The following is a 25,604-nucleotide window of genomic DNA, read 5'->3' as shown; positions in this document are numbered from 1 at the left end:
GAAATGTTGAAAGTTAAAAATATCGTGAAAACGTCAGTTTGCGGCGCAGTATTGGCAAGTGCATGGATGGCTAGCCAAGCATCTGCACAAGAAATTTCGGAAGCTGATGGCGCAGAAGACGGGGTCATTGTCGTGACAGCACGGAAGAACGAAGAAAATCTGCTCGAAGTGCCCGTGGCGATCACCGCATTTAGCAGTGAAGCGATTGAAGCCAAAGGATTGAACGACATTAATGACCTTCAGGCTTTTACGCCGGGTTTTGTCTATGAATCATTCGCAACCCTCCCGGGCCGTTTTGACAACTCACCGAGATTTCGGGGTGTCGGAGTCAATACTGGTTCACCCACCCGCCAGACCGCTTCGGTGTTTATTGACGGCATTTTCGTTGCCAATGGCGCCCAAGGCGTAACGCTTAGCGATGTTGAACGGGTCGAAATTATCAAAGGCCCACAGTCGGCATTTTTTGGCCGTAACACCTTTGGAGGAGCGGTCAACTATATCACCAAAACGCCAGGTGATGATTTCGGTGTCGACTATTCCGCCACGCTGGGAACGCGCGATCTCTACCAAGGAGCGCTCGGGATCGATGTTCCGATTAGCGAAACGCTTAAATTTCGGGCGACGGGTTCGTACCGGCATAAAGGGGGGCATTACACCAATTCAGTAAATGGCGAAGAAGTTGGCAAAGAAGAGACATGGTCGGTTGCAGGCACGGTCTTTTTCGAACCGTCTGAAAATTTTGATGCGAAAATTCGCGTCAATTATTTCGAGAATGAAGATTCCGCTCCGGCCATCGGTTTTGTTGACAGCAGTTTCCATAATTGCGGTCCGTTTACCACAGATGGCGTGACCGGCACTGACCGGACCTTTTGTGGCGATGTTCCGATAACACAGCCTGCACTTAATACCGATCAGACACCGGGTATCATTGATTTTTATCAAAATACGCTTTTTCAGCTAAACGGCAATCCGCGCGATGAATTTGGATTGGATCGCCAAAGCTTGCGCGCCAGTCTCCAATTTAACGTGAGTTTCCCGAATAGCAGCGTTGTCTTTAGCTGGCTGACGGGCCTCAACTATGATGAAGTCAATCTTTTGCAAGATGGTGACTATGGCGCTCCCAACCAATTTGTGAGCTATGCTGGTCGCCAGTTTCGTGATTTCAGTCAGGAGATTAGGCTGACCGGAGAATCCTTTAACGGGCTTCTCGATTGGTCTGTTGGAGCAAATTATTTTGATCAAAGATTCACCAATAATGGCGAGTTTATTGTCCCTGCATTCGGTAATTTTGCGTTTGGGAACGGCGAACCAGCGGAAGAGCAAATCGAGACTCTCGGGCTGTTCGGAAGCGCACAGGTAAACTTTACGGATGAATTGAGTTTGGTCGGTGAAGCGCGATATCAAATTGATACCGTGCGTGAAGATGATGATATTACCGACGCCAACGGATTTTCTAAAGGAACCTTCCGCTCCTTCCTCCCGCGGATCATCTTAAACTATCAAGCGACACCAGATACATTGGTTTATGCTAGTTTTTCAGAAGGCAATTTACCGGGCGGCTTCAATGGATCCGTCGCTGCGCTATCGCCAACGGAATTGACCCGGCTGGATGCAATTCAACCTGGTGTAGGACCGACTTTTGGCGAAGAAACTCTGCGTAATTACGAAATTGGCCTCAAGCATAATTTTGGCGGTGCCGGTTTCGTGTCCCTCGCTGCATTTTATATGGACCGGACAGGTCAGACCGTTCGCCGATCAGATCGCATCGCGCTGGATGGCCAAGTGAATACGATGAACACAACGCAAGTGAATTACTTCATCAATATTGGCGAGTCTCAAATCAAGGGTATTGAGTTTGAGGGCAGTTATGAATTGTTAGAAGGTTTCACGCTCAGCGCAACAGCTGCCTATATCGATTCCGAACTCTCCTTCTTTGATAATTCCGGGATTTATCTGGAAGTATTTGGAAGTGCAGATGCTTCCGGGACGAGAGGAGAGCGTTTCCCCAAATTTAGTGGTTCAGTTTCGGCCCAATATACCGGTTCGTTAAATGCGGACTGGGATTTCTTCCTACGAGGGGATGGGGCCTATACGGGCCGACGTCTCGCCAGTGAAATTAATCTCACTTCGGCTGAACCCGGCTTTCAAGCCAATTTGCGTGCCGGCGTGGAATCGGAAGGTCTTCGTATCGAAGCTTTTGTAACAAACCTGACAAATGACGATTCCCCAACAGCGATAAATCGCTTTCGCGATCTCACGCTCGGTTTTGGTGGATTTAGCATTTTTGGACATATGGTTGGTTTGCGCGACCGCCGCCAATTTGGCCTGCGTTTGAGCGGAGATTTTTAGTATCTACTGATGCGCTGCTGCGGTTTTGGCCCAACTCCCGGGTCAGATTTCGATGGACAAATTCCCAGTTCCTGCGGTGCGATGGTAGAAAAGTGGCGGAAGCGGCTCATCTTCTTCCGCCACTAAACTAACCCGCTTAACTGGGATGAAACGAAGACCCTGACTTGACCATTCGATCGTAAGGAAAGTCTATGCCCAGCTACCGACGACAATTTATTGATGGCAAATATGGGCAAATCCATTTGCGTATGTATGACGCAGCGGCATCTTCCAAGCCGCCGCTTATTTGTCTGCATATGTTTCCACAGTCGGGGCGTAATTATGGCAATTTTATCGAAGCAATGGGAACAGACCGAACTGTTATTGCTCCCGATTTCCCCGGTTACGGCGAGTCCAGCGCGCCAGCACAACCTATTGATGCAACGGGATATGCTGAGTCTATAGGGGATCTTATCGATCAATTGTCGCTATCTGAACGCCATGATCAAGTCGATATATTTGGGATTCATGCCGGATCAAAACTGGCGGTCGAACTGGCCTATCAGCGCAGCCACCTGATTAGAAAGCTCATCTTGTCATCGGCGGCCATATTGCTTCCCGAAGAAATCGAGCAAATGAACAACTCTTTGGCACATGTGCCGCTTGATGAAAAAGGGACCAGATATCAACTTTTCTGGGATATGCTTTTGCGGAACAAAAACTCGCAAACCAATTTGGAAATGGCGGCAGATAATTTCGCGGAGATGATCCGCGGCGGCGAGAAATATAGCTGGGGGCACCAAGCTGTTTTTGCCTATAACGCACTCTTCCCCGAACGATTAAAATCTCTGCCCCATGCGATCGCTTTGCTTAATCCCGAGGATGATTTGTATGAAATGACCCCGCGGACACAGGCTTATCTGCGCAATGGTGAAATGATCGACTTACCGGGCTGGGGATTTGGGTTTTTGGAAACCCATGCGAACGAATTGGCAGAAATCGTGAATGAGTTTCTCGATCGCGATGACGAGCAACTCAAGCAAAGCACGCTGCTGACGCAAAGCAATTTGTGATGGGATTATATTGAAATTGGAGGAGCATGATATGCCAGCCTATATGGTTATTGCCTGCAAAATACATGACCGCGAGAAATTTATCGCCGGTTATGGATCAGCGGTTCCTGAGGTGGTGAAACAATATGGTGGAGAATATCTGATTGTCGCGCCCGGTGCGGAATTGCTGGAAGGCAGTCTCGAAGGTTATAGTTCAATTGCGATCTCGAAATGGGAAAGCAAAGACGCTGCACGAACGTTCTGGCATTCAAAGGAATATGCGGAAATCAAAAAATTGCGAGATGGATTGGCGGATGCCGAAGTCATAATCGTTGAAGCGCCTTGATCGTGAATGTCACAAAAGCAGGAAGGCAGTTAAATGTCAGTTGATATTTTCGTTCCCCAATCCAATGCGGATGATGCCATTGTCGGGCCGTTACAAATGGTCACTTATGTGACCGATGATCGTGCGACGGTCGAAAAAATATTCACCCAAGGCTATGGGTTACAAAACAGTGGATGGCACACACTTTCCGACCATAAATTGGTTCGTGCTAATGCGTATTTTGGTTTTGAAGAGAATCAAAAATGGCAATCTTGTACATTCTATAAATCGGGAGCCGGAGCGAATGTTCAAATCCGGGTCATGGCTTTAGAAACAACAGCGCCATTGGTTCGTCCGGCTTATGATGGCTTGTATGCCGGTGGAGCCACCATGAGCTTTCCGATCAATGATCTCCACGCGCATGAAAAGCACATGATGACGATCGGAATAGAGTCTACCATCGGGGTAAAGGAAATGGAATTTGCCAGCCCCAGCGGAGAGACTTATATTTCGGCGGAGATTGTTTATAAAGCGCCGGACAATATTTTTGTAATGGGAGTGGTCCGTCCCGATATATTTGTGCCCGTGGGGCCAATTGATCCGGCTACTGGTATGGGTGGCGCCGCCTATTCTGCACGCTGTATCAGCGCTGCGGATGATACCATCGCTTTTTTCCGAGATATATTGGGTTTTGAAATTCGCCGAGATGTTGAGTTTACCGTGGGTGAACGATCGGCCTTGCTAATGCCTGAAGGTACGACAGAACGTTTTGTCCAGGCTTTTGCGCCGGGTAGTGCCAGCGGTTATCTGGTGCTGATGGATCACATGGAGTCTACAAAGCCAAGTCCAGCGTCCAGCTATGGACCGCCCAATCGCGGAATTGCCATGTGGTCATTTGCGGCAAAGGATATCGAACATATTCAACAGCGGGCAGAACGATCCAATATTGAAATTGTGCATCCCGCAGCAGTTCACGACAGTCTGTTTCTTCCGGAAGTGCGGAGCATGATTTTGAAGGATCCCGACGGTTTCCTTATCGAGATATTTGAAGAATGATCAGGTGAGCAAATATGAGCGATAAGGACAGCGGCTCGGCTATCTATCCACCGGTCAAGTCGGGTTGGTTTTTGGTTGTCATGTTGACGATCGCTTATATTTTTAGCTTCATTGACCGGTATATTCTCGGTCTGTTGATCGAACCGATAAAAGCCGATCTGGGACTCACAGATGAGCAAATTGGTTGGGTGATTGGACCGGCTTTTGCGATATTTTATGCAACCATGGGATTGCCGCTGGGATGGTTGGTTGACCGTTCCAAAAGGACCTGGATTGTCGCTGCTGGAATTTTCGTTTGGTCATTGGCAACTGCAGTTTCCGGATTGGCAAAAAGCTTCTGGCACCTTTTTGTGGCACGAATGATGGTTGGCGTGGGGGAAGCCACGCTGAGCCCATCGGCTATGTCGATGATTGCCGACAGCTTCCCACCGGAGAAGCGCGGGAAGCCTATATCTGTGTACGTTGCCGCTCTGTCGCTCGGAAGCGGCATTGCATCGCTGATTGGCGGCGCCGTATTGATCTGGGCCAAAACGACACCCTCTGTTTCCGTTCCCTTGTTCGGTGCACTAGCCCCTTGGCAATTGACCTTTTTTGCGGTCGGATTCCCAGGCATATTCCTGGGCTTGATATTCTTTTTCCTCAAAGAACCGCCGCGCCAAGTGGCAGAATTGGACAGTGACCTGGAAGGCAATAATATTCGCGATGCACTAACCTATGTCAGTCGCCGGGCTGGGACCTATGGAACATTCATATCCATGGCCGCTGTCATGGCCATCATCGCTTATAGTCAAGGTTTTTTACCAGCCACGTTTGAACGAACATGGGCATGGCCGGCGGAGAAATATGCTTTGATCAATGGAGTGGCCTTGCTGATATTTGGTCCGGCTACCGTATTTATCACTGGCATTATTTCTGACAGATGGACGCAATCCGGCATTGCTGATGCGCCCTTACGTCTAATGATAGTCGGCTTTCTCATCATGTTGCCAACAGCGATATTACCGATGTTCATGCCATCGCCAGAAATTGCTTATGCCATTTTATGTCTGAACACAGTGGGTATCGCGATGATATCCGGCATGGCGATTACGGCATTGTTGGCAATTACGCCCGGCCAGATAAGAGGTCAGGTTGTCGCGCTTTATTATATGGCAATTAGCATGGCGGGTCTGTTTCTGGGGCCGTCCACAGTGGGTATTTTATCGACACGTGTTTTTGGCGAAGATAATATCCGTTTTGCCATGGCGACATTGCCGGTTGTGTATGGGATTGTTCCGCTGCTGTGCATTCCGTTGGCGATCCGTTTCTATCGGCGCCAATTGGACCATATGCTAAGACAACGGGACAGTTAAAGCACCTGCGCTTGCTGAATGGGGCGCTGCTATTACCGAAAGGCCGATAGGATCGCGCTGTGCGTTGACGAAATGAAGAGAGAGATTTGATGGCCTGTCAGAAACCGTTTTGCTTTTTGCTCTGCTTTCTTTTTGTGGTTTGTTTGTCCGCTTGCTCGACCGGTCAAACGGGTTTCAAAACCCGGCCAGATAACTTCAATTTGATCATCCAAAACGTCACCGCGATAGATGCTATCCATGGCGCGCGAATGCCTGTCGATGTTGCAATTGCGGGGAATCGTATCGCTTTGATCCGTCCCGCTGTATCAAGCGGCGAGCTGCCGAGCCAAAATTATGTCGATGGTACTGGAAAATTTCTAATCCCCGGCTTGTGGGATGCGCATGTTCATCTCACCTATAACCCAAAAATCGGTCATGATGTTTTCTTTCCTCTCGCTTTGGCTCACGGGATAACCTCTTTGCGCGATACTGGCGGGCAATTGGATAAGCTCGCGCCGGCCAAAGCCATAGCTGATAGCGATGCCATCGCCCCGGATTTATATATATCCGGCCCGCTGGTGGACGGTAGAAAGCGAGTTTATGCAGGCCAATCCCGAGGTTTTCCTAATATTTCTATCGGTGCTGACAATGCTGAAATAGCGGAAGCAAAAGTCGATGCCTTAGCTGCGCAAGGCGTCGATTTTATCAAAGCTTATGAAATGTTGTCGCCAGAAGCCTTCCGCCAACTAGTAGCGAGAGCCCGCTTTCATAATCTTCCGGTTACGGGGCATTCCCCGCTGGCGATGACCGCTCAGCAAGCCATTGAAGCTGGTATCAAAGATATGCAGCATCTCAGAAATCTTGAATTGGATTGCGTAGGCAATCGGCTTCAGCTGTTGCAAGAGCGTCAATCAGTAATGGCCGAAGATAACTCGGAATTTGGAGGGAAATTACGCGCCGCATTGCACCGGATGCAACGCGCCAAAGCAGTGGCTGCTCAAGATGAGGGTGAATGCGCTGCGCTTATTGAACTTATGAAGAAGAATAATGTTTCACAGACACCCACATTGTCCATCAGCCGTTTTCTTTCGCGCAAATTATACGCGGAGAAACGCTATCAAGCCAGTTTTCGCCTTATGCCGAAATCCGTCGCCAAGGGCTGGTTTAAAAGGGCTAGTAAATTGTCCAAACGCGAACCCACACAACAGGATTTGGCATTTGATAACTGGCTCATGACCATGGTTGCCCGGTTAAACAATGCCGGCGTTTCCATATTGGCCGGTACAGACGCCCCTATCGCCTTTTTGACGCCTGGGGCAAGCTTGCATGAAGAGCTCTTCATGTTGGTCGAAGCTGGATTAACGCCATTGCAAGCGATCGAAGCAGCAACATTTGCTCCCGCTGCTTTTTTCGATTTGCAAGACCAACAAGGATCGATTGCAGTGGCCCAAAAGGCCGATCTGGTCCTTTTGAACGCTGATCCGCTGTTGGACATTCGAAATATCGCGTTGATTGAAGCGGTTGTCAAAGATGGCCGGCTCATCGATCGAACCGCGCTGGACGTTTATCGCAGCGCTCCTTCTCAGATCAAATAATTTTTTGTGGTTAACAAGTCGCCAACTTCTTTTGGCTAGAGTGCTCGTCATCAGTGTTAGAGCGAGTACGTTATTCTACTATGAAACATGAAAAAATAGATATTACTGACCCATCATTGATTGATACGGTCGCCCGTTCATGCGGTGAAGTTACAGTGGGTTGTGTTGACGTTGGCGGTTTGGTCGAAGATGTAATGGCCACGGCTAGTGAAATGCAAGCGCGCCGTGAAACGCTGAAAAACGTGATCGATACATTGTCGGAAGATCAAAAACGCGTGACCGATTCAACCGACGAAGCCCGGATGTTATCAGAACGCGCGAAAAATGATCTGCGAAACAGTACCGCAGAGATTAAATCTTCGATGTACGAATTTGGCGACCTGACTGATCTTGTTCTGGCTCTGTCAGAGCATATCACCGGATTTGCTGGTGCTATGGATCAGGTTCGTAGAGTGTCCCAAACCATTGATACTATTGCGGAAACCACCAATATGTTGGCGTTGAATGCTGCGATTGAGGCTCATCGCGCCGGTGACGCCGGGGCTACATTTGCCGTGGTTGCGGAGGAAGTGAAAAAACTGGCCCAAGATACGCGCATGGCTACGGATGAGATTTCAAGCACGGTTAATTCGCTGGGTCATGAAGCCCAAGGTCTGGTTGAAAAAATCGGAAATGGTGTGAGCAAAGGCAATCAGGCCCAAGTTAATCTCAAGAAAATCGACGAGACGGTTAATGGCATTTCCGACCTGGTTGACCTGGTTGGTGAGCAAAATAACGGAATCGCCGAAAGTACCGGCATGATTCATGAAAAAGTACAAAAAGTTCAAGAGGTTCTCAATCATTTCTCTGAAAGTGCGGAGAATAATGAGGTCACTTTGGATAGCGCAAAAAGAAAAGTTGGCGATCTTGAAGCGATGTCAAAGGTCATGTTTGATCAACTTGTACGCAGCGGATTTGCCGCAGAAGATCGCAAATTTGTAGACTTGGCAATTCAAGGTCAGCGCGAAATTATCGCTATGGTAGAAAAAGCTCTTGATGATGGGACTTTGTCCGAAGACCAGCTATTTGATCGCGAGTATCGGGATATAGCGGGCTCCAATCCGGTACGATATGATAATGGATTTAACAGCTTTGCGGATGAAAATATTCGCCCGATCTTGGACAAATATCAAGCCGATCAAAATGCAATAATTAGCAGTGTTTTGTCCAATATTGACGGATATCTGCCAACCCATCTCAGCGAACGGTCTCGATCACCTAATGGCGATCCGGAACATGATGATAAATATTGCCGCAACAGACGGATCTTTCTCGACGAGACGACAAAGCTGGCAATTGAGCGCAAATCGGAACCCTATACCGTGTCTGTTTATCGTTTTCTCCAATCTGGTAAAACGAGAGCATCTGCGGGCAAGAATGTCTTTGTGCCGCTGAGTTTCCGCGGCCGATATTGGGGGAATTTCGAAATACTCTATATCAACTAGTCGGTTGATACGGGACAACCAGAAACCTGGTTTTCGAGGACGATAGGGGAAAGCTTATCGTCTGATCAACGCTGCCGGGAAAGGCGCCCAGTTGCGGCAGGCATTCTTTGATGCGATCCACCCTTCCGCTGCGCGCTGCGCTGACTAAGGCCAGATAAGTATGAGACTGGGGTGCGCTATCCGCAAATGAACTGCGGACTGCGCCATGACAGGCGACTATCCAAAAGGAGGATCGTTTCCGTCGCAGACAAATCTATTTGAAAAATTCCATCGTACGGGCCTGGCCCATATATTTCTCAACTTGATCCCGCAGTGTAACCGCTTGTTTCTCCAAGTCGGTGGACGATTCCAGCACCTGTGTCGCTGCCGATCCTGTCGCTAGTGTCGTTTCTTGCACTTTGCCGATATTGGTCGAAGCCTCGTCTGCGCCTCGGGCTGCAATATCGATGCTCTTCGCCAAATCTTGTCCGGCGACAGCTTGTTGATCAACCGCCGCAGCAATAGAGACCGCAGTGGATTCCAATTGTTGAATTTGTTGGCCGATAGAGCGCAGTGCGGAGACGCTGGCCGATGTAGATTCCTGCATAGAATTAATCTGATCGGCAACATCCTGTGTGGCTTTGCTGGTTTGAGAGGCCAATTCTTTGACTTCCGCAGCAACCACTGCAAATCCGCGACCAGAATCGCTACCCCGTGCGGCTTCAATAGAAGCGTTGAGTGCTAATAAATTGGTGCGCTGAGCAATGCTCTGGATCAGCTCGACCACCTGACTGACTTCTTCGGCGGAGTTGGACAGTGTCGAAATGGTGGAGTTGGCTTGATCAGCCGCGCCGGTTGCCTTGCGTGCCAATTCGGCGGAACTGGATGCTTGCCGGCTAATTTCACCAATGGACATCGCAAACTCATCGCTCGCGGCGGCGGCTGCGGTAACGCCCTTTGAGGCATCTTCCATTGCTTTTGTGACCGAGGATATTTGCGAAGAAGACACTTCTGCGGAAGACGCCATGGAAGTCGCTGTAGAATTGAGTTGCGACGATGCGGACGCAACGCTGCTGACAATATTGCCAATCATATGCTCGAAAGATTCAGATAGTTTCTGCAATTTTTTGGTCTGACTTTCCCGCAATGCATTTTGCTCATCCCGGATATCTTGTTCCCGCGCCAGGGCCTCTTCCCGTTCCCCTCGAACCTGTTGGAGTTTGATCGAAGCGCGACGAAACACTTCCACAGATCGCGCAATATCACCAAGCTCATCTTTGCGATGGCGATAAGGTACATCCATATCCATTTTGCCGTCGATCACATCCCAAAGCATTGGTGTAATTCGTTTCAGGCCTACAGTGATATCTTTACCAATGCGATAGTTGGCAATGATGGTCCAGAAAATGGCCAAAATCAGCAGCATAACAAATGCGGCTTTGCCACTATGTGCAATTGCGATCACTTCAGGCGCATTGATACCCGATGTCAGCAAACTGGTTTCGATGGCATTGAGGGAGAACCAACCCATTCCAACCAATGTCGCTCCAAACATCCCGCTAATCGCGTTGATTACATTGATTTTGGTGCCGATCGACCAATTAAAATATCGGGCCAAGAGACCTGAATTGGTTGCTTGGGTTTCGCGCTCCGCTTCGCGTTCTGCTTCTTCTCTTGCATCGCTTAAACTGGTCATGTTGGTCGCTACTGCGGTCATGATGCGGTTCCTCTTTTCCTGGTCTTAAATTCTTCGGCAGAAATAGTCTGTTTGTTAAATTGGTCCTGCACTTCTGCGGCTGGCAGAGCCTTATAATATAACCAGCCCTGGATTTGGTCGCAGCCAGCTGCGCGGACCAAATCGGCTTGTGCCTTGGTTTCTACACCTTCTGCGGTAACGCCCATTTTCAAGGCGCGGGCCATGCTAATGCTCGATAGCATCATTGCGCGTGAGCCTTCGTCATCTTCCGCTTCCACGACAAGTGAACGATCAAGTTTGAGTTTTTCAAAGCGGAACTGCCGTAAAAATCCAATAGATGCATATCCGGTTCCAAAATCATCCAAGGACACATTGACCCCAAAACCACGGATCATATCCAAGCTGCGTTCCGCCAAGATGGGATCATTGACAAGACAGGTCTCGGTAATCTCGAGCTCGAGACGCTCGGGAGGGAAACCGGTCTCTTCCAAAATTTGACCCAATTGAATTGGAAATTCCACATCGCGCAGCTGGACCGCCGATATATTGACCGAGAGCTTAAGGTCTCCCCAAGGCAAAGCATCCTCACAAGACCGCCGCAAAACCCACAAACCAATTGTGCTGATCAATCCCGATTCTTCTGCGATGGGAATGAAAACATTGGGTCCAATGGGATCTTTCGATCCACGATCCCAGCGCAATAGGGCCTCAACGGCGACTATCTGCGTGGATTGGGCATTGACCAGTGGCTGATAGAAAACCTGAAATTGTTCCCGCACCAGCGCAGAACGCATTTCGTCGTCCAGTTGCTGGATTGATTGCCGGTTTCTGTCCAGTTCCGGCTTATACCATGTGCAACGCATTTTCCCGCCGCGTTTGGAGGCATACATGGCAACGTCAGACCGACGGGTGAGTTCCATCGATGACAGGCGATTAGGGCCTTTGCTGCTGGTGATACCGATGCTTGCGCCAATCATGATCCGGCGATCATCAATCACAATTGGTTTCTTGAATTTATCGATAAAGGAGCGGCTAATGCCTTCCACGATGGTCCCGGCTAAGGGATCAATCATGCATATCGCAAATTCGTCACCGCCCAAACGGTAACAACGGGCATCATCGCCGCAAAGTTCGGCCAGCATTGTTGCGCATTTTTTGATCAAGTCGTCGCCGACATTGTGACCATAATGATCATTCACCATCTTGAATCCATCAAGGTCAACAATAGCAATTGCCAGCTCATTTTCTGAAGCGGTGTGGTTTCTTACATCCGCATGCAAGGCGCGCCGATTGGGAAGGCGGCTCAAGCTATCGGTAAGCGCCAGTCGTTCGAGGCGTCTAATATATAACAAACCGAAATGGGCGAGCAGCGCAACGGCACCGACATAGGCCAAAATCCCTCCGATAATCAGAGGAGAAGTTGGGGAGGCTACAATGGAATTGTTGATCATCAACAAGGTGATCATTGCGCTCACAATTGTGCTGAGTATGATCAACGGCGCAAAGACAATACTTTGCGGTCCCCAGCTAGAAAAATCGAATATTTGACCCATGCTCTACCTCTCAAAATATCGATAGATAAGATTGGCTAATGAACCATTAACTTGACCCAAAATGGTAAACTGAGCAGCCGAAAAATTGGGCTATTGTTTTGGGATCACAAATCTGTGGCAATTGTCCGGAACAGATTAATCCCTTTTTCGACCGGCATAAGCGGTGAGTTGCGGTCTGCGACCGTTTCACCGGCACCCAACATCAACCAACCATCGGGACTCAGGTTTTCCAGTAAACGGGTCAAAACATTTTGGCGTGTGGCTTGATCGAAATAGAGCAGCACATTTCGGCACAGGATCATATCAAAGGGCGCGTTTGTTGTCATAGGATGCAGAACATTATGCACTTTGAACTGTGTCATTTGCCGCAAGTTTTCATTCGCCTCCCAACCCATCGGCGTTTCGGAAAAATTGGCGAGCATCTGGGCGACCGATAATCCGCGTTGCACTTCGAATTGCGAGTAAATTCCAGACCGTGCTGTGGCGATGGCGCTGTGCGAGACATCGACGCCGGTTATCTCTATCTGCCAATCCGTCCAACGGCCGGTCTGCTCGAGGAAAATCATCGCCAGCGACAAGGCTTCCTGGCCGGTCGAGCAACCAGCGCACAATATCCGCAGAGATTTGCTCTCTGCACGTTGATTGGCAATTTTTGGCAATACGCGGTGAGCCAACTGATCGAACATCGCCCGATCGCGGAAGAAATAGGTTTCATTGTTGAGCAAAGCCTCGACAACCTGTTGCGATAGATGCGAGTGTTCAGGCTCATCCAGCATACAGACCAATTGATCCGTATTGGATATTCCTTTTTCGCGAAAAATCCCAGACAAAGCGGTGCCAATGCGCCAACTGCGGCTGTTGGTCAGCTCTTGACCTGTTCTAGAGGCCAGTAGATTTGCAATGATTCTCTCGGATCCGGAAATCATCGTCATGTCGTCACCAAATTTCTTGAACCGATCCAATTTGCCAGATCCTCAGGCGAGGCGACTGCCGATGCCAAACCGGCTTCGGTAACTCCGCGAGGCATTCCCCAGACGGCGCAAGTTTCCGGGCATTCGGCGAGAATAATCCCGCCCGCAGCAACTATTTTTTCTGCACCTTGTAAACCATCGCGGCCCATGCCGGACAGCAGCACGCCAATTGTTTCACCATTTAAGGTATCGGCGAGGCTTTCAAACATGGGATCGACAGAGGGACAGCATCCATTGGCTACTTTGTGGCGCAAAATTTTAACGACCGAGCGGTCCTGTTTCATGGTGAAACTCAAATGTCCGTCACCGGGCGCTATTAAAATCTCTCCTGGCAAAACAGGCATATCATCGGCTGCAATCTGCGTTTTGCGGGATGAAGCCAGCGCGATTTGATTGGCGAAAATTGGCATGAAGGACGCCGGTAGATGCTGCGTGATTTGGATTGCGGGTTGAAATGATTTGGGCAGTTGCTTGAGAAATTGACACATGGAATGAATGCCGCCCGTAGAAGCCCCAATGGCTAGGCTTTTAATCTTGTTCTGATTGGCTTTTCTTACTTTTGGCTGTGCCGACCGCGTGGCAAGCTGTGACCTATTTGCGCTAGTGGCTTTGGGCCTCAGCGCGCGAATGCGATTGGCCAGGTCCGTCCGATATTCGGTATCAAATTCGCCAACTTGCGGTTTTTGTATCGTATCCGCTGCGCCCATAGACAGGGCCGTCATTGTTACTTTTGCTCCTTCGGCGGTTAGTGCGGAAACGATCATGATGCGTGCCTCGCCGGCGCTGGCCAGCAGTTCCGGCAAGGCTGCCAATCCACCCATGCCGGGCATTTCGAGGTCGAGCAAAATGACATCGACTTCGACATTATGAAGTTTTTCAAGAGCTTGTTCCGCGCTATTCGCGGCTTCCAATAAAATCAGGTCTTCCGCATTTTCTATAATTTTGCGCAGCACGGTTCGCGCGGTGAGTGAATCATCCACCACCATGACGCGAATGGGATCTTGTTGATCGAAGCGTTGCATTAACAGATTTTCCTATTCCTTATTGGGGGGGGGTTCATAAGGCGGTTCTAGTCAAACCCGATAAGCTTCAATTTTATCTGCAAGGTTTCGTGATCAAAGGGTTTCATCACATATTCATCCGCGCCTGCGCTCATCGCTTCGCGAATATGTTCGACATCATTTTCGGTTGTACAAAAAACAACTTTCGGGCTGCTGCCGTCTGATCGCGCGCGCAAGGCTTTGATAAATTCGATGCCGTTCATAACCGGCATATTCCAATCCAACAGGATCAGATCCGTCATATTTTCATCACATTTTTCAAGGCCTTCTTGGCCGTTTTCTGCGTCTGTGACTTCAAAGCCCAATGATTCAAGAATGTGCCGCGAAACCTTACGGATAACGCTTGAATCATCGACAATCAGACAAGTTTTACTCATGAACAATTCCTACTTTTACGACCCTAAACAATTAACTCTAAGCAATTTATTAATGTGCGGTATCAGATTTCACTGTGATGAACGCCTCGACATTGACCATCAATGCCGGACCAATTTCTGTTTCAACAATACCCAAGGCGACATCCGACCATTCGTCTCCCACGCCTCCTAATATTTCTTCCGGAACATTCTGTGTTTCCACCACATCCTCGACGGCGTCCAGTAGCAGCGCATAGTCATGGCCGGCATGATGCACCACGGCAGCTTGTCGATCCGTATCGGCCTGACTATGATCGCGATTGATTTTTAAAACACGAGCGCAGTTGATCACCGTTAACGCCTTACTGCGTAATGTGGACAAGCCTTCAATATAGTCTGGCGTCTGTGGAACAGGAGTTATTTTGCTGATTTCCACAATCGATTCAATTTGGCTAGCGGCCATTGCGATCCGCCGTCCGTTCAGTTGCGCAACCAATAATGTCTGGTTCATGCCGACTTCCTTTTTCTGGATTTGAGGGCAGCGTTTAAGGCGTCTCTATCGTAGCGATAAATTTCATTGCCGGCTTTTTCGTCTGTATCGGCACGAGACGTGAGTCTGATGGTTTCGGTAGCTTCCAGCGTTCGATCCGCCTCTTCATCCAGTGCGATAGCGATATCTGCCGATTGCTTATCTTGGGCGCCAATGACCTGATAGCCGGCAGCTTCTACCAAAGGCTTTAATATCGAACGGCCCCAAGCGTCATCCAGATTCATTCTGCAAATCGTGACTTTGGTCGTTTCCAATGGCTTACCATAATGTGCGAAAAGCCAATGACAATTGAGCATTTCCAGGGCGTTACCATCCAATAATGTTACGCCTTCAATTTCTCCATCGGTTGTTTCGGAGAGGATATCCCCTTCAATCGAGACCGTGTCGAGTACCTTGTCAATGGCATAGGCAATTTCACTCGTGCGATCACTGAGCAAAAGGATATTTACATTTTCGTCGGGCAAATCGCCGCAAGATGTTCCTGCCAGAGGGATGATATGATCGTCGATAACGACTTGTGCGCTGGACTCTTGGGACCGTATGGCACTGCGACAGACTTTAACAATCCGATGAACTGAATCCATCCGAACCAATCGCGGTTGTTCATCCAATCCCTGGAACAAGACGGCAGGCACGTTGATTTTTTTGACCATATTGTCTTGGTCTTTCAATGCAGGCCGGCGTTGTTTTTTCACGATATCGCTAAGCAGATTTTCCTTGATCGCAATTCCAGCTACATGAAGCATAAGAACCAGGCTTCCATCATCCAGTAGGGATGCGCCAGTATATAAATTGGTTGCCATTATGGCATCAGCCAGGGGTTTGACGACAAGCTCTTCATGGCTGATGACTTGGTCGACGGCCAAGGCAAACAGATCGCCACTGGCAATTTTCACAATCATTAAATCGCAATTTCCATCATCACCGGCGTCAATACCTAGAATATCGGCCAGTTTCGAACAGCGCAATTTCTGATCACGATAATGGACGAGCTTGGAATCACCAGCGTTGATAAACTGCAATTCCTGTGATCGTGAGCTAACAATTTCTTGGACGTAAGAACGCGGGACACCAAATCGATGATCGCCCACTTGAACCGTAAGCGAGGGCACGATACTCAATGTTGCCGGTAAGGACAAAAACAAGCGCGTGCCTTCACCAGTTTCGCTGGTGACTGAAATTTCGCCGCCCAGACGTTCGATATTCGACCGCACAACATCCATTCCTACGCCACGTCCTGAGACTGACGTGACCTGATGGGCCGTTGAGATACCGGGTTCGAAAATGAGAGCTAATATGTCTTTTTCAGATAACCCGGCTGTTTCCTTTTCTGAGATTATTCCGTTCGCTACAGCTTTGGCGCATAATTTAACAGTATCGATGCCGCGGCCGTCGTCGACGATCGCAATGCTGATGCGATTACCAGTTTGCCGGGTCATGATTTGAATGAGGCCGGTTTCTTCTTTGCCAGCAGATATTCGATCCGCAGGCGATTCAATGCCATGGTCAATCGCATTGCGCAAAATATGGATGATAGGATCACGAATAAGTTCGATAATTTCTCGATCCAGTTCGACTTGTCCACCCTCAATCTCGAGATGAGTTTTTTTGCCCAATTCCGCAGACAGATCGCGGACCAACCGGGGGAGGGGGCTATAGAGATGATCGAGCCGATGCATGCGCATGTGCGAGATATCTTCCCGCATCTCGTCGATGGTTGTTGTCAGTCGATCAAACGTACTGAGAATGGTTGTATCGGCATCAGAATCGCGGATCAGTCGGCCCAATTCATTGCGTACCAACACGAGATCCGACACCCCAACCATCACGCGGTCCAGCAAAGTTACGGGTAGTCGAATAGAGCGCGCTATTGGCGTATTAGTGGTTAAACTATGTTCGGTTTGCGCCGCGTCGGTACTTGGGGTTTGTTCATTTGAAGCGCCATCTTGGACTTTCAACGCACCGATCAAATCATCGTCACGACTTTCGGGCAGGTCTTCACCTCGTTCGAAAATGTCGATCATCTCTCCGATACGATCAATGGTTGCAAAAATGGCATCGATTAACTGAACATCGGGTGACCGTTTGCCCGCCCGCACATCGGACAAGGCGCTTTCGGCAATATGACTTAACTCAGCCAAGCGCGGCAGATCAAAAAAACCACAATTGCCTTTGACGGTATGGACGAAACGAAAAATTGCATCGAGTTTGTCCCTATTGGCAGGATCAGCTTCCCAGGCAACCAGCTCTTCCTGCACGGATTCGAGCATCTCGCGCGTTTCCGCAATAAATTCAGTGTGAAGATCGTCCATTCTACTCAACCCATGACAGCCAGTCTTAGCTATGCACTTTCATGGTTGATGAAGAGTTAATTGATTCGCAATCTCTTCGCTTTTGCCAGTTATTTCCCGGCTGGTTACTGGTCGCGCCAATATGTTCGCGATTCTATGTACATTTGCCGCATAATCTTTAGATAACTGCAGACCACCCCAACTTATCTGCCGAAGGAGTGTCAGACATGCTGCCAACCAAGATAGTTTCCGAGGCATTCGGCCAATGATGTTCCCGCTAGATAATATTGCCAGCTTCGGGGTGCTATGTGGTGTCTTGGGTTTGCTTTTTTTGTTGAAGAATCGCGGGGGTTTTTGGGATCGCTTTTTTGTTTTCATCCCGATCGTATTGCTTTGCTATCTTATTCCATCCCTATTGAGCAGTTTCGGAATATTGATTTCGGCGGATGAAGGCCTTTGGCAAGTGGCAAAGGATTATTTTCTTCCAGCAGCTTTAATATTGATGACGTTAAGCATCGATCTCAAAGCCATTATGGGGCTGGGCTCGAAGGCGCTCATCATGTTTTTCACGGCCACAATCGGGATTATTCTTGGTGGGCCGATTGCGATTTTGATTGTTGGTTCGTTCAGCCCGGAAACGGTAGGCGGCCAAGGGGCCGATGCGGTGTGGCGCGGATTAGCAACTTTGGCAGGCAGCTGGATTGGCGGGGGTGCCAATCAGACGGCGATGCTGGAAGTCTATGGATATAATGCGGAAAGATATGGCGCTATGGTTGCGGTTGATATTGTGATCGCCAATATTTGGATGGCATTTCTGCTATACGGCGCTGGCAATGTCAAAAAAGTCGATAAATGGTTGAAAGCCGATTCTTCGGCGATTGACAAATTGCAGGCGAAAATGGAAAATTTCACCTTGTCGGTTGAACGTGTACCGACCACGGTGGAATATATGATGTTGCTGGCCGTGGCTTTTGGTGGCGTGGGCTTGTCTCATCTCTGGGCGGGCTATCTTGCAGAATTTTTTGCAACCAGTTCAGCCTTTGCTGAAAGTTTTCTTGCGGGAAAATTTTTTTGGATCGTTGTGATTGCAACAACCCTTGGTGTTGGTCTTAGCTTCACCAGAGCCCGAAATCTCGAAGGGGCCGGTGCTTCCAAAATGGGGACAGTTTTGATCTTCTTGCTCGTTGCGATCATTGGGACGAAAATGGATATTTTCAAAATGGCGGAAGCGCCGATGTTAATTTTGGTCGGCTTTATTTGGATGATGTTTCACTCCATTTTGTTGATTACGGTTGCCAAAATAATTCGGGCGCCATTTTTCTTCGTGGCGGTCGGTAGCAAAGCCAATGTCGGCGGCGCAGCGTCGGCGCCTGTGGTTGCGGCGGCCTTTCATCCAGCATTGGCGCCCGTGGGCGTATTGCTGGCCGTATTGGGATATGCACTGGGCACTTACGGCGCCATATTATGTGCGCAGTTAATGCAAGCGGTCGCACCCTAAGCGCCCTTTTTGCGTTTCCAGTCGGCCTTTGCTGTGCTTAAACAGCAAAATATAGCGAAGAGGGACTAAGATGAAGCTGCGGACAATTTTACTAGTTGGCCTTGGGATAGCGACGATTTTTGGTCTATATTTCTGGTTAAGTTCATCCGACGCGCAAAAGTTACCGGCACCAGAAAGCGCTGAAATAACCCGTCGTACCATCAGTCAGGGTGATTTGATCGGTTATGTGCATCATGAAAATCCCGCTCATATATGGAAATCCATTGGATTTGCTGCACCGCCGGTTGGAGATTTGCGCTGGCGTGCGCCTCGTCCGGCTGCCGCTTGGACTGGTGTAAGAGCGTCTTTGGAAGATGCGCCATGGTGCGTGCAAATCAGACGCTCATTGGATGAAGGGACAAGCGCCGACGCGATTCCGTTGGGCAATCTTATGGGGCAAGAAGATTGCCTTTATTTGAATATTTTTGCGCCTGCTATGGATGCCGCGACGGCAGCGAAAACGCAATTGCCCGTGATGATGTGGATCCACGGCGGTTCCAATTTTTGGGGTCGCGCGGAACAATATGATCCCTCAGCGCTTGCGGTGCAGGAAAATGTCATCGTCGTTGTGATCCAATATCGCTTGGGACCACTGGGCTGGTTCGCGCATGATGCTTTGGAAGAAGCGGCGGAAACCGAATGGGATAAAAGCGCGAATTTCGGAATTTTGGATCAGATCGCAGCATTGGATTGGATCGCGGACAATATTGCGCCTTTTGGCGGCGACCCAGCCAATATCACGATTTTTGGAGAAAGCGCCGGAGGGCATAATGTCGCGACGCTGCTCGGCAGCAGCGCGGCGGCGGGTAAGTTCCATAAAGCGATTATTCAATCGGGAAGTTTCGATTCCATCAGTCTCGCAGATGCCAAAAATACCGGCAGAGATGCGTCGGTAACAATTGCAGCTAACATGATTGATGGCGAGGTGACGGCACCAGCGTTGCGCGCGGCATCTGTCAAGCAACTTCACGCAGCTTATGGCGCAGATCTTCATAAACGCAACTGGGAGCTGCCGCGGATTATCGAAGATGATATTGTGGTTTCCAAAAATGGTTTGACGTCCAGTTTTGATTCAACAGAAACCTTCAATGCGGTTCCCATCATAACCGGGACCAATAGAGATGAAATGAAGCTCTTTCTGCTCGGTCTGGATGAGTTAGTCGGTTCCCGATTGGGAATGATCCCCTATGTGCGGGATCAAGATATTTATGATGCCGCATCGGAATATCCGAGCCGTATGTGGCGCGTCAAAGCGGTGGATATGCCTGCCACTCAAATGGTCTCTGCTGGGCATAAAGAAGTTTTCGCTTATCGCTTTGATTGGGACGATGCTGGGTCGATACTCGGGACGGATTTTGGAGACTTAATGGGCGCAGCTCATGCAATGGAAATCCCATTTGTCATGGGGAGTTTCCGATTTTTTGCTACAGCAGACCAATGGTTATTTACCGATGAAAATGAAGCCGAAAGACTGGATTTATCAGAAGCCATGATGGGCTATTGGGGGCACTTTGCGTATCACGGTGTGCCGGGTCGTGGCGGCAAAGATGTGCGGCCGGACTGGCGGTCTTGGTCGATAGAAGCCGCGAAAAAAAATCTGCTGATATTTGATAGTCAATCGGATGGCGGGATCCAATTTTTGGCTTCTCGGGAAAGCAGCAAAGGCGTTGCTAGCGCCCTTTTCAAAGATCCGCGCCTAGAAGATGCGGCGCTGGCTTGCCGGATATATCTGTCAGTGCAAACGTCCGATGAAGCTTGGCGCAACGGCAATAAGCTCAATTGCAAATAGCCGAGTCCATTTATTGATCTGGCGTGCGGTGATATAGTTCCAGACCAACGGCCCAACGCCTTTGAAAGCCCGGCCAATGGTCCGGTTGCTCGGCGCCAGCGGTTTTGCCGTTAAGCTGTTCGCCAAAGCCAATCGGCCATGCGCTATCGTTAGAATTTTCCGTCGGTACGGTCAAATAGCTGGCTTTATCACTTTCGCCCTTGAGGGTCATATCGAGAAAGGCGGTGACGAAATGTTGGTTGATGCTGTTCAATCGATCGCTTCGCCACACGGGTTCTTTCAAAAATTCTGCGGTCGTGAAGGCAGTATCTGGATCTAAGTCAAAATGATTGCCAACGATATTATGGCGGGCTTCACGATAGACCAGCATATATCGATCGGAGCCGGTCATTTTGTCATATAGCCATTTTACGCCTTCTTCAAAGTTGACAACATCATCCTGATTGCCGCTAACAATCAATGCCGGAACCTTGATTTTGGCCAGATTTTCTGCGTTCCATACGCGGCTATCGGGTTGGCCGCCCCATGGTGCAAATGTCACCAGCGCCTTAATCGGTAAAGGCTTTTGCGTTGCAGATATCATCCGCTCCTGAGCATCATCCGGAATATTCGTCATCGGATCATTGGCAAAATCATAAGCGGCACCGGCCGAAGCAATTGCACCATATCCGCCCATAGAATAGCCGACTAAAGCGATATTATCCGTATCTATCTGGGCTGCATAAGCCGGTGTTTCTGATTGGGCCTTGTCAATAATCATGCTGAGAATCTGACGTTGATCCAGCGTGCGATCCACCAGAACATTTCCGAATGACAGAAAGAATGATGCGGCATTTTCGATGGGTTTGTCAGCATGGTTTATCGAGGCCACAATATAGCCTTGGGAAGCGATATGTTCTGCAAGATTGCTAAATTGGGTATCCCATCCGCCAAATCCGTGGGACATCAGAACTAGCGGATATTTTGCGTCAGTCAGGGCCTCGGCGTCCGATAAGGCCATGCCTTGTGAGGATAGAGCCACAGGGTCTTTGCCCGGTGGCCGCATGACATGTTTATATTGGGTAGGCTTGCCGCTCGCTGCTTTTGCTGGATACCAGAAACGCACGGACAACGCGCGTTCCGTTTCTTTCAAATTGCCGGTAACGGCTCCCCAGCCCGTGATTTCAGTCCGATTATCAAGGGCAAATTGTTGGACGTTTGTGCCAATGGGAAACGGGCCAGCGCGGCCCAACTCGGGCGCTTCACCAACTTGCCCTTCATGAATGGTGGGGGAAGCGACATAGGCAACTGAAACTCCGCTGATCAGCAAAACGACGAGACCTATTGCGGCAATTTTCCTTTTCTTCATTGCTTATTCCTTGTCGATAGCAGCGCGTATTTTACCGTGGTCAGACCATTTCATTTGCTGGTTTCTGATCAATGGACCGTGTCAGCGGTCGTTAGAATGTTGTAAGGACCAAGTCGAACCGAAAAATGCAATAGCGGAAGAAAATGTCGGTTTTCCGTTTAAAGCGTGGAGACAAGTTAGCCATTGGTTGTAAGCTCGCCGCGTTTCTGCGATCATTAAATCGATGACGCATCCTCGCAAAAAGTCTTTTACCCATTCCCACGAGGTTCTCGTTGATGGAGCGGTATCGTTTAAATGTTCAGGAGACACTGACATTTGGCCATGGCTCACCTTGGCTCCTTTTGACCCTATAGTGGTACAGACGATCAACTATTGGACGTCGGTCGAAACGGGAATTGCCAGAGGTACTTGGGATCCCACGAAATGGTCTGCTTTGACGCAAACCGAATGGACTTGCGGCGCTGCCGGCGTTTCTCATGCCACACATGGTGTAGCAGACAGCAAAATGGATGAATCTGACCCGCGCTATCAACTGACTTTTTTCGATAAAAATGGGTCGCTGGTTTATCGCATGTCCGGGACCGGTGTAATTTTCAAAAACCGGGATTTCGAAACCTGGCGAAATAAAGCGAAGCGCGCCATTGAAAAACCGGCAGCACTGATGGATTTCCCTTATGCATCGGCAGCCAGAACCGGACTGGAAGAGCAAGCGCATTGCTTTATTTCAGAATTGATTGATCAGGATAATCGCGTCGCGCACGGGCTGATCACCAAAGACAATGGTTTCCCTCCCGGCCATCCTTATCTCAGTGGTTCAGGCGATCATGTGAATTCAACTCATCTTGCTACGATCGCTCGGCAATTTGTGAACCTGATGTTGGACGGAGCGTCGCCTGACATTGTTGGCGGACACATGTCATTTCATCGCTATGTTGAACTCGATATCCCCTTCCAAGTTCAATATGTGCCAACCAAGAAAGCCGGCAACCATATGTCTCTGACCGTTAGTCAGGCCGACCATCTTTGCGCGACACTTGCCCTAGAATATCGGAGCTAGCGCTTTTAATTTGCAATGAGGCTGAGACCGTCGCTGGGTGTGACAGAGATTGTTGTGGGCGCTTCTCCCTTTGGTGTCTTATATTGGGCAGTTATAGCCTCTCGGACGCTTTCGACGGCGTCTTTGTCCATTACCGCAACGATACAGCCGCCAAAGCCACCACCGGTCATACGGGCGCCGCCCTGGTCTCCAATCTCTGCCTGTGCAATTGCAACCAATTCATCCACTTTTGGTACCGTAATCGCAAAATCATCGCGCATCGAGATATGCGATTGAGCCATTAGCTGGCCCAATTGTTCCAAATTTCCTTCGGTAAGGGCTTTTGCTGCTTGCAGCGTCCGCGCGTTTTCCGTCACGACATGCTTGGCCCGGCGATAGATAGTCTCATCAAGACTATTTTTAGAGGCCTCCAACAGATCGATATCGACATCGCGTAAGGAAGCGACCCCCATTTGCTGCGCGGCCAATTCACATTGTTCCCGGCGTTCATTATAACTGCTGTCGGCGAGCCCACGTTCCACGCCAGAGTGGACGATCAACACGCTCAAATTTTCAGAAAGCGCAATGGCGCGCGTTTCGAGCGAGCGGCAATCCAATAGCAGCGCGCTGCCCGCTTGTCCGCTGGCCGAGGTGAGTTGATCCATGATCCCGCAGGCTGTCCCCACAAATTCAATTTCAGATTGTTGGGCGATACGCGCCAACGCGACGGCGCTAAATTCGTTCAGCTCAGCAATTGTAGTCAGCGCTTTGCCAAGGGACACGCCCAAGGAAGCCGAAGAGGAAAGCCCCGCACCCTTGGGGACATCGCCGCTAACTGCCAAATTCGTGCCGACCAATTTTTGTCCTGAATTTTGCAAAATATTTGCAATACCGCGTACATGATGGCTCCAGGGCAGATCTTCTCGTCTTGTGATGGGGGTACCCAGTTTAATACGGTCATGACTGTCTGAAAAATCGACCGCCACTGCTGAGATCTCTGTGTTGCTGGTCGAGCCTGCGGCCACGACTGTGCCAAAATTAATTGCCATGGGCAGCACAAAGCCATCGTTATAATCGGTATGCTCGCCAATTAAATTAACCCGGCCCGGAGCATAAGTGAAAAACTCCGGTTCTTTATCAAATGCGCGCACAAATCCGGCGCGCGCGCGCGCGATTAGCTTGGCCCGGGTCATGCTGCATTTCCTCGATAGTGAACCCCGCCGGCATCGCGCAATTTTTGGGCTGCTTGCTCGGCGGTCATATCACGTTGAGCCTCGGCTAAGGCTTCATAACCTGCTTTGAATTTTTGCACCGAAGCCGAGCGCAATAATGGAGGATAATAATGGGCATGTAGCTGCCAGTAATCATCGTTTTTAAGGTCATGGGGAGCGCCGTGCCAGCCCATCAAATACGGAAAAGAACATTCGAAAAGATTGTCATATCGAACAACCAGCCCATGGATGGCTTCCGCCAATGATGCCCTTTGTGCGGCTGTAAGATCGGGCATGCGGCTCACAGGGAATTTTGGGAGTAACAACGTCTCGAACGGCCAATCCGCCCAAAAGGGGACTATCGATAACCAATGGTCATTCTCAAATATCACGCGTTTGCCGCCAGATTCTTCCTCTGCCAATTGCAGCAGCATGGACCGACCATGAGTGGAATGCCATGCGGCTTGGGTGCGATCTTCGACGACCACCTCTTGCGGCCAATGATCACTGGCCCATATCTGACCATGGGGGTGAGGGTTGGAGCTCCCCAATATGGTGCCCTTGGTTTCGAAAATTTGCACATATTTATAGCGGGCACCCAGTTCTTCGAGCTGATCGCACCAGGCTTCTACAATGGGCACAATTTCCGCGATGCTAAATTCCGCGATCGTTTTGCTGTGATCCGGCGAAAAGCACATAACCCGAGCCTCTCCGCGGGCCTGTTCTGCTCGAAAAAGAGGCGAGCCTTTTTCAGGTGCTGGCGTATCCGGTAATAGAGCAGAAAAATCATTCGGGAAAATATACACGCCTTCATATTCTGGATTGCTGTTGCCATGAGCCCGGTCGTTGCCGGGGCAGAGATAGCAATTGTCATCAAAGGAGGGCTTGGGTTGATTCTCTGATATGTCTACCTTGCCTTGCCATGGCCGCTTGTTGCGATGGGGGGAAACCAAAACCCATTGGTCGCGCAAAGGATCAAATCGGCGATGGGGATGGTCGGAGAAAAAATTGTCAGTGGCCATGATCGTCAGTTCTTAACAGACAAGAAGATATGC

General features: G+C 49.5%; 20 protein-coding genes. 10 read left to right on the top strand and 10 right to left on the bottom strand.

Features of this window, described 5'->3' with window-relative positions; all coding sequences use genetic code 11:
- Positions 1-3 precede the first annotated feature (3 nt).
- The 7 genes from ABJU74_RS15935 to ABJU74_RS15905 all read left to right on the top strand — a co-directional run bounded on the left by ABJU74_RS15935 (position 4) and on the right by ABJU74_RS15905 (position 9,171).
- A complete protein-coding gene (locus ABJU74_RS15935) occupies positions 4-2,349 on the top strand; it encodes a TonB-dependent receptor (RefSeq protein ID WP_348385178.1) in 2,346 nt (781 codons plus the stop codon).
- Positions 2,350-2,540: 191 nt separating this feature from the next.
- Positions 2,541-3,401, top strand: coding sequence for an alpha/beta hydrolase (locus ABJU74_RS15930; protein ID WP_348385179.1), 861 nt, complete (start codon positions 2,541-2,543; stop codon positions 3,399-3,401).
- A gap of 31 nt (positions 3,402-3,432) precedes the next feature.
- Positions 3,433-3,726 carry a DUF1330 domain-containing protein gene (locus tag ABJU74_RS15925; RefSeq protein ID WP_348385180.1) on the top strand — a complete coding sequence of 98 codons (294 nt, stop codon included), beginning with the start codon at positions 3,433-3,435 and terminating at the stop codon, positions 3,724-3,726.
- 33 nt (positions 3,727-3,759) lie between these two features.
- Positions 3,760-4,761, top strand: coding sequence for a VOC family protein (locus tag ABJU74_RS15920; protein WP_348385181.1), 1,002 nt, complete (start codon positions 3,760-3,762; stop codon positions 4,759-4,761).
- A 14-nt stretch (positions 4,762-4,775) separates the two neighbouring features.
- Positions 4,776-6,113, top strand: coding sequence for an MFS transporter (locus tag ABJU74_RS15915; protein ID WP_348385182.1), 1,338 nt, complete (start codon positions 4,776-4,778; stop codon positions 6,111-6,113).
- 248 nt (positions 6,114-6,361) lie between these two features.
- On the top strand, positions 6,362-7,687 hold the full coding sequence (locus ABJU74_RS15910) for an amidohydrolase family protein (RefSeq protein WP_348385184.1): 1,326 nt from the start codon (positions 6,362-6,364) through the stop codon (positions 7,685-7,687).
- An 80-nt stretch (positions 7,688-7,767) separates the two neighbouring features.
- Positions 7,768-9,171, top strand: coding sequence for a methyl-accepting chemotaxis protein (locus tag ABJU74_RS15905; protein ID WP_348385185.1), 1,404 nt, complete (start codon positions 7,768-7,770; stop codon positions 9,169-9,171).
- A 253-nt stretch (positions 9,172-9,424) separates the two neighbouring features.
- Here the strand turns inward: ABJU74_RS15905 and ABJU74_RS15900 are convergent, their stop codons facing one another.
- The 7 genes from ABJU74_RS15900 to ABJU74_RS15870 form a co-directional block, all read right to left on the bottom strand.
- A complete protein-coding gene (locus ABJU74_RS15900; RefSeq protein WP_348385186.1) occupies positions 9,425-10,867 on the bottom strand; it encodes a methyl-accepting chemotaxis protein in 1,443 nt (480 codons plus the stop codon).
- Entirely contained in the window at positions 10,864-12,399 is a 1,536-nt protein-coding gene (locus tag ABJU74_RS15895; RefSeq protein ID WP_348385187.1) for a bifunctional diguanylate cyclase/phosphodiesterase, read from the bottom strand. The genes ABJU74_RS15900 and ABJU74_RS15895 overlap by 4 nt, the downstream gene beginning before the upstream one ends.
- Before the next feature lie 104 nt (positions 12,400-12,503).
- Positions 12,504-13,331, bottom strand: a complete 828-nt coding sequence (locus tag ABJU74_RS15890) for a protein-glutamate O-methyltransferase CheR (protein WP_348385188.1) — start codon at positions 13,329-13,331, stop codon at positions 12,504-12,506.
- Positions 13,328-14,392, bottom strand: a complete 1,065-nt coding sequence (gene cheB / locus ABJU74_RS15885; protein WP_348385189.1) for a chemotaxis-specific protein-glutamate methyltransferase CheB — start codon at positions 14,390-14,392, stop codon at positions 13,328-13,330. The genes ABJU74_RS15890 and cheB overlap by 4 nt, the downstream gene beginning before the upstream one ends.
- 47 nt (positions 14,393-14,439) lie before the next feature.
- A complete protein-coding gene (locus ABJU74_RS15880) occupies positions 14,440-14,808 on the bottom strand; it encodes a response regulator (protein WP_348385190.1) in 369 nt (122 codons plus the stop codon).
- Between the two features lie 49 nt (positions 14,809-14,857).
- Positions 14,858-15,298, bottom strand: coding sequence for a chemotaxis protein CheW (locus tag ABJU74_RS15875; RefSeq protein ID WP_348385191.1), 441 nt, complete (start codon positions 15,296-15,298; stop codon positions 14,858-14,860).
- Positions 15,295-17,649 (bottom strand): chemotaxis protein CheA, encoded by a 2,355-nt coding sequence (locus ABJU74_RS15870; protein WP_348385192.1) that lies wholly within the window; start codon positions 17,647-17,649, stop codon positions 15,295-15,297. Before ABJU74_RS15870 ends, ABJU74_RS15875 begins: the two co-directional genes overlap by 4 nt.
- Before the next feature lie 244 nt (positions 17,650-17,893).
- On the opposite strand from ABJU74_RS15870, the gene ABJU74_RS15865 reads away from it, so the two are divergent.
- Both ABJU74_RS15865 and ABJU74_RS15860 read left to right on the top strand, forming a co-directional pair.
- Positions 17,894-19,126: a DUF819 family protein gene (locus ABJU74_RS15865; RefSeq protein ID WP_348385193.1), complete on the top strand. Its 1,233-nt coding sequence runs from the start codon at positions 17,894-17,896 to the stop codon at positions 19,124-19,126.
- A gap of 70 nt (positions 19,127-19,196) precedes the next feature.
- Entirely contained in the window at positions 19,197-20,954 is a 1,758-nt protein-coding gene (locus ABJU74_RS15860) for a carboxylesterase family protein (protein WP_348385194.1), read from the top strand.
- Positions 20,955-20,964: 10 nt separating this feature from the next.
- Here ABJU74_RS15860 and ABJU74_RS15855 read toward each other — a convergent pair whose 3' ends face one another.
- Positions 20,965-22,302 (bottom strand): dienelactone hydrolase family protein, encoded by a 1,338-nt coding sequence (locus ABJU74_RS15855; RefSeq protein WP_348385195.1) that lies wholly within the window; start codon positions 22,300-22,302, stop codon positions 20,965-20,967.
- Positions 22,303-22,525: 223 nt separating this feature from the next.
- On the opposite strand from ABJU74_RS15855, the gene ABJU74_RS15850 reads away from it, so the two are divergent.
- Positions 22,526-23,359 (top strand): hypothetical protein, encoded by an 834-nt coding sequence (locus ABJU74_RS15850; RefSeq protein WP_348385196.1) that lies wholly within the window; start codon positions 22,526-22,528, stop codon positions 23,357-23,359.
- Positions 23,360-23,364: 5 nt separating this feature from the next.
- Here ABJU74_RS15850 and galK read toward each other — a convergent pair whose 3' ends face one another.
- Both galK and ABJU74_RS15840 read right to left on the bottom strand, forming a co-directional pair.
- Positions 23,365-24,531, bottom strand: a complete 1,167-nt coding sequence (gene galK / locus ABJU74_RS15845) for a galactokinase (protein ID WP_348385197.1) — start codon at positions 24,529-24,531, stop codon at positions 23,365-23,367.
- On the bottom strand, positions 24,528-25,571 hold the full coding sequence (locus ABJU74_RS15840) for a UDP-glucose--hexose-1-phosphate uridylyltransferase (RefSeq protein ID WP_348385198.1): 1,044 nt from the start codon (positions 25,569-25,571) through the stop codon (positions 24,528-24,530). Before ABJU74_RS15840 ends, galK begins: the two co-directional genes overlap by 4 nt.
- Between the last annotated feature and the right edge of the window lie 33 nt (positions 25,572-25,604).

This window comes from Parasphingorhabdus sp., assembly GCF_039982415.1.
Classification (GTDB): domain Bacteria; phylum Pseudomonadota; class Alphaproteobacteria; order Sphingomonadales; family Sphingomonadaceae; genus Parasphingorhabdus.
Note: the sequence above shows the minus strand (reverse complement) of the source record. Positions and strands in the feature narration are given on the sequence as shown.

Excerpts from the sequence above, each read along its gene's own strand:
- ABJU74_RS15865 (WP_348385193.1), top strand. The coding sequence starts at position 17,894 with ATGATGTTCCCGCTAGATAATATTGCCAGCTTCGGGGTGCTATGTGGT.
- ABJU74_RS15910 (WP_348385184.1), top strand. The coding sequence starts at position 6,362 with ATGCCTGTCGATGTTGCAATTGCGGGGAATCGTATCGCTTTGATCCGT.
- ABJU74_RS15880 (WP_348385190.1), bottom strand. The coding sequence starts at position 14,808 with ATGAGTAAAACTTGTCTGATTGTCGATGATTCAAGCGTTATCCGTAAG.
- ABJU74_RS15895 (WP_348385187.1), bottom strand. The coding sequence starts at position 12,399 with ATGGGTCAAATATTCGATTTTTCTAGCTGGGGACCGCAAAGTATTGTC.
- ABJU74_RS15930 (WP_348385179.1), top strand. The coding sequence starts at position 2,541 with ATGCCCAGCTACCGACGACAATTTATTGATGGCAAATATGGGCAAATC.
- ABJU74_RS15925 (WP_348385180.1), top strand. The coding sequence starts at position 3,433 with ATGCCAGCCTATATGGTTATTGCCTGCAAAATACATGACCGCGAGAAA.
- ABJU74_RS15870 (WP_348385192.1), bottom strand. The coding sequence starts at position 17,649 with ATGGACGATCTTCACACTGAATTTATTGCGGAAACGCGCGAGATGCTC.
- ABJU74_RS15850 (WP_348385196.1), top strand. The coding sequence starts at position 22,526 with ATGACGCATCCTCGCAAAAAGTCTTTTACCCATTCCCACGAGGTTCTC.
- ABJU74_RS15890 (WP_348385188.1), bottom strand. The coding sequence starts at position 13,331 with ATGACGATGATTTCCGGATCCGAGAGAATCATTGCAAATCTACTGGCC.
- ABJU74_RS15840 (WP_348385198.1), bottom strand. The coding sequence starts at position 25,571 with ATGGCCACTGACAATTTTTTCTCCGACCATCCCCATCGCCGATTTGAT.
- ABJU74_RS15905 (WP_348385185.1), top strand. The coding sequence starts at position 7,768 with ATGAAACATGAAAAAATAGATATTACTGACCCATCATTGATTGATACG.
- ABJU74_RS15915 (WP_348385182.1), top strand. The coding sequence starts at position 4,776 with ATGAGCGATAAGGACAGCGGCTCGGCTATCTATCCACCGGTCAAGTCG.
- ABJU74_RS15920 (WP_348385181.1), top strand. The coding sequence starts at position 3,760 with ATGTCAGTTGATATTTTCGTTCCCCAATCCAATGCGGATGATGCCATT.
- ABJU74_RS15875 (WP_348385191.1), bottom strand. The coding sequence starts at position 15,298 with ATGAACCAGACATTATTGGTTGCGCAACTGAACGGACGGCGGATCGCA.
- ABJU74_RS15855 (WP_348385195.1), bottom strand. The coding sequence starts at position 22,302 with ATGAAGAAAAGGAAAATTGCCGCAATAGGTCTCGTCGTTTTGCTGATC.
- cheB (WP_348385189.1), bottom strand. The coding sequence starts at position 14,392 with ATGCAACGCTTCGATCAACAAGATCCCATTCGCGTCATGGTGGTGGAT.
- ABJU74_RS15860 (WP_348385194.1), top strand. The coding sequence starts at position 19,197 with ATGAAGCTGCGGACAATTTTACTAGTTGGCCTTGGGATAGCGACGATT.
- galK (WP_348385197.1), bottom strand. The coding sequence starts at position 24,531 with ATGACCCGGGCCAAGCTAATCGCGCGCGCGCGCGCCGGATTTGTGCGC.
- ABJU74_RS15935 (WP_348385178.1), top strand. The coding sequence starts at position 4 with ATGTTGAAAGTTAAAAATATCGTGAAAACGTCAGTTTGCGGCGCAGTA.
- ABJU74_RS15900 (WP_348385186.1), bottom strand. The coding sequence starts at position 10,867 with ATGACCGCAGTAGCGACCAACATGACCAGTTTAAGCGATGCAAGAGAA.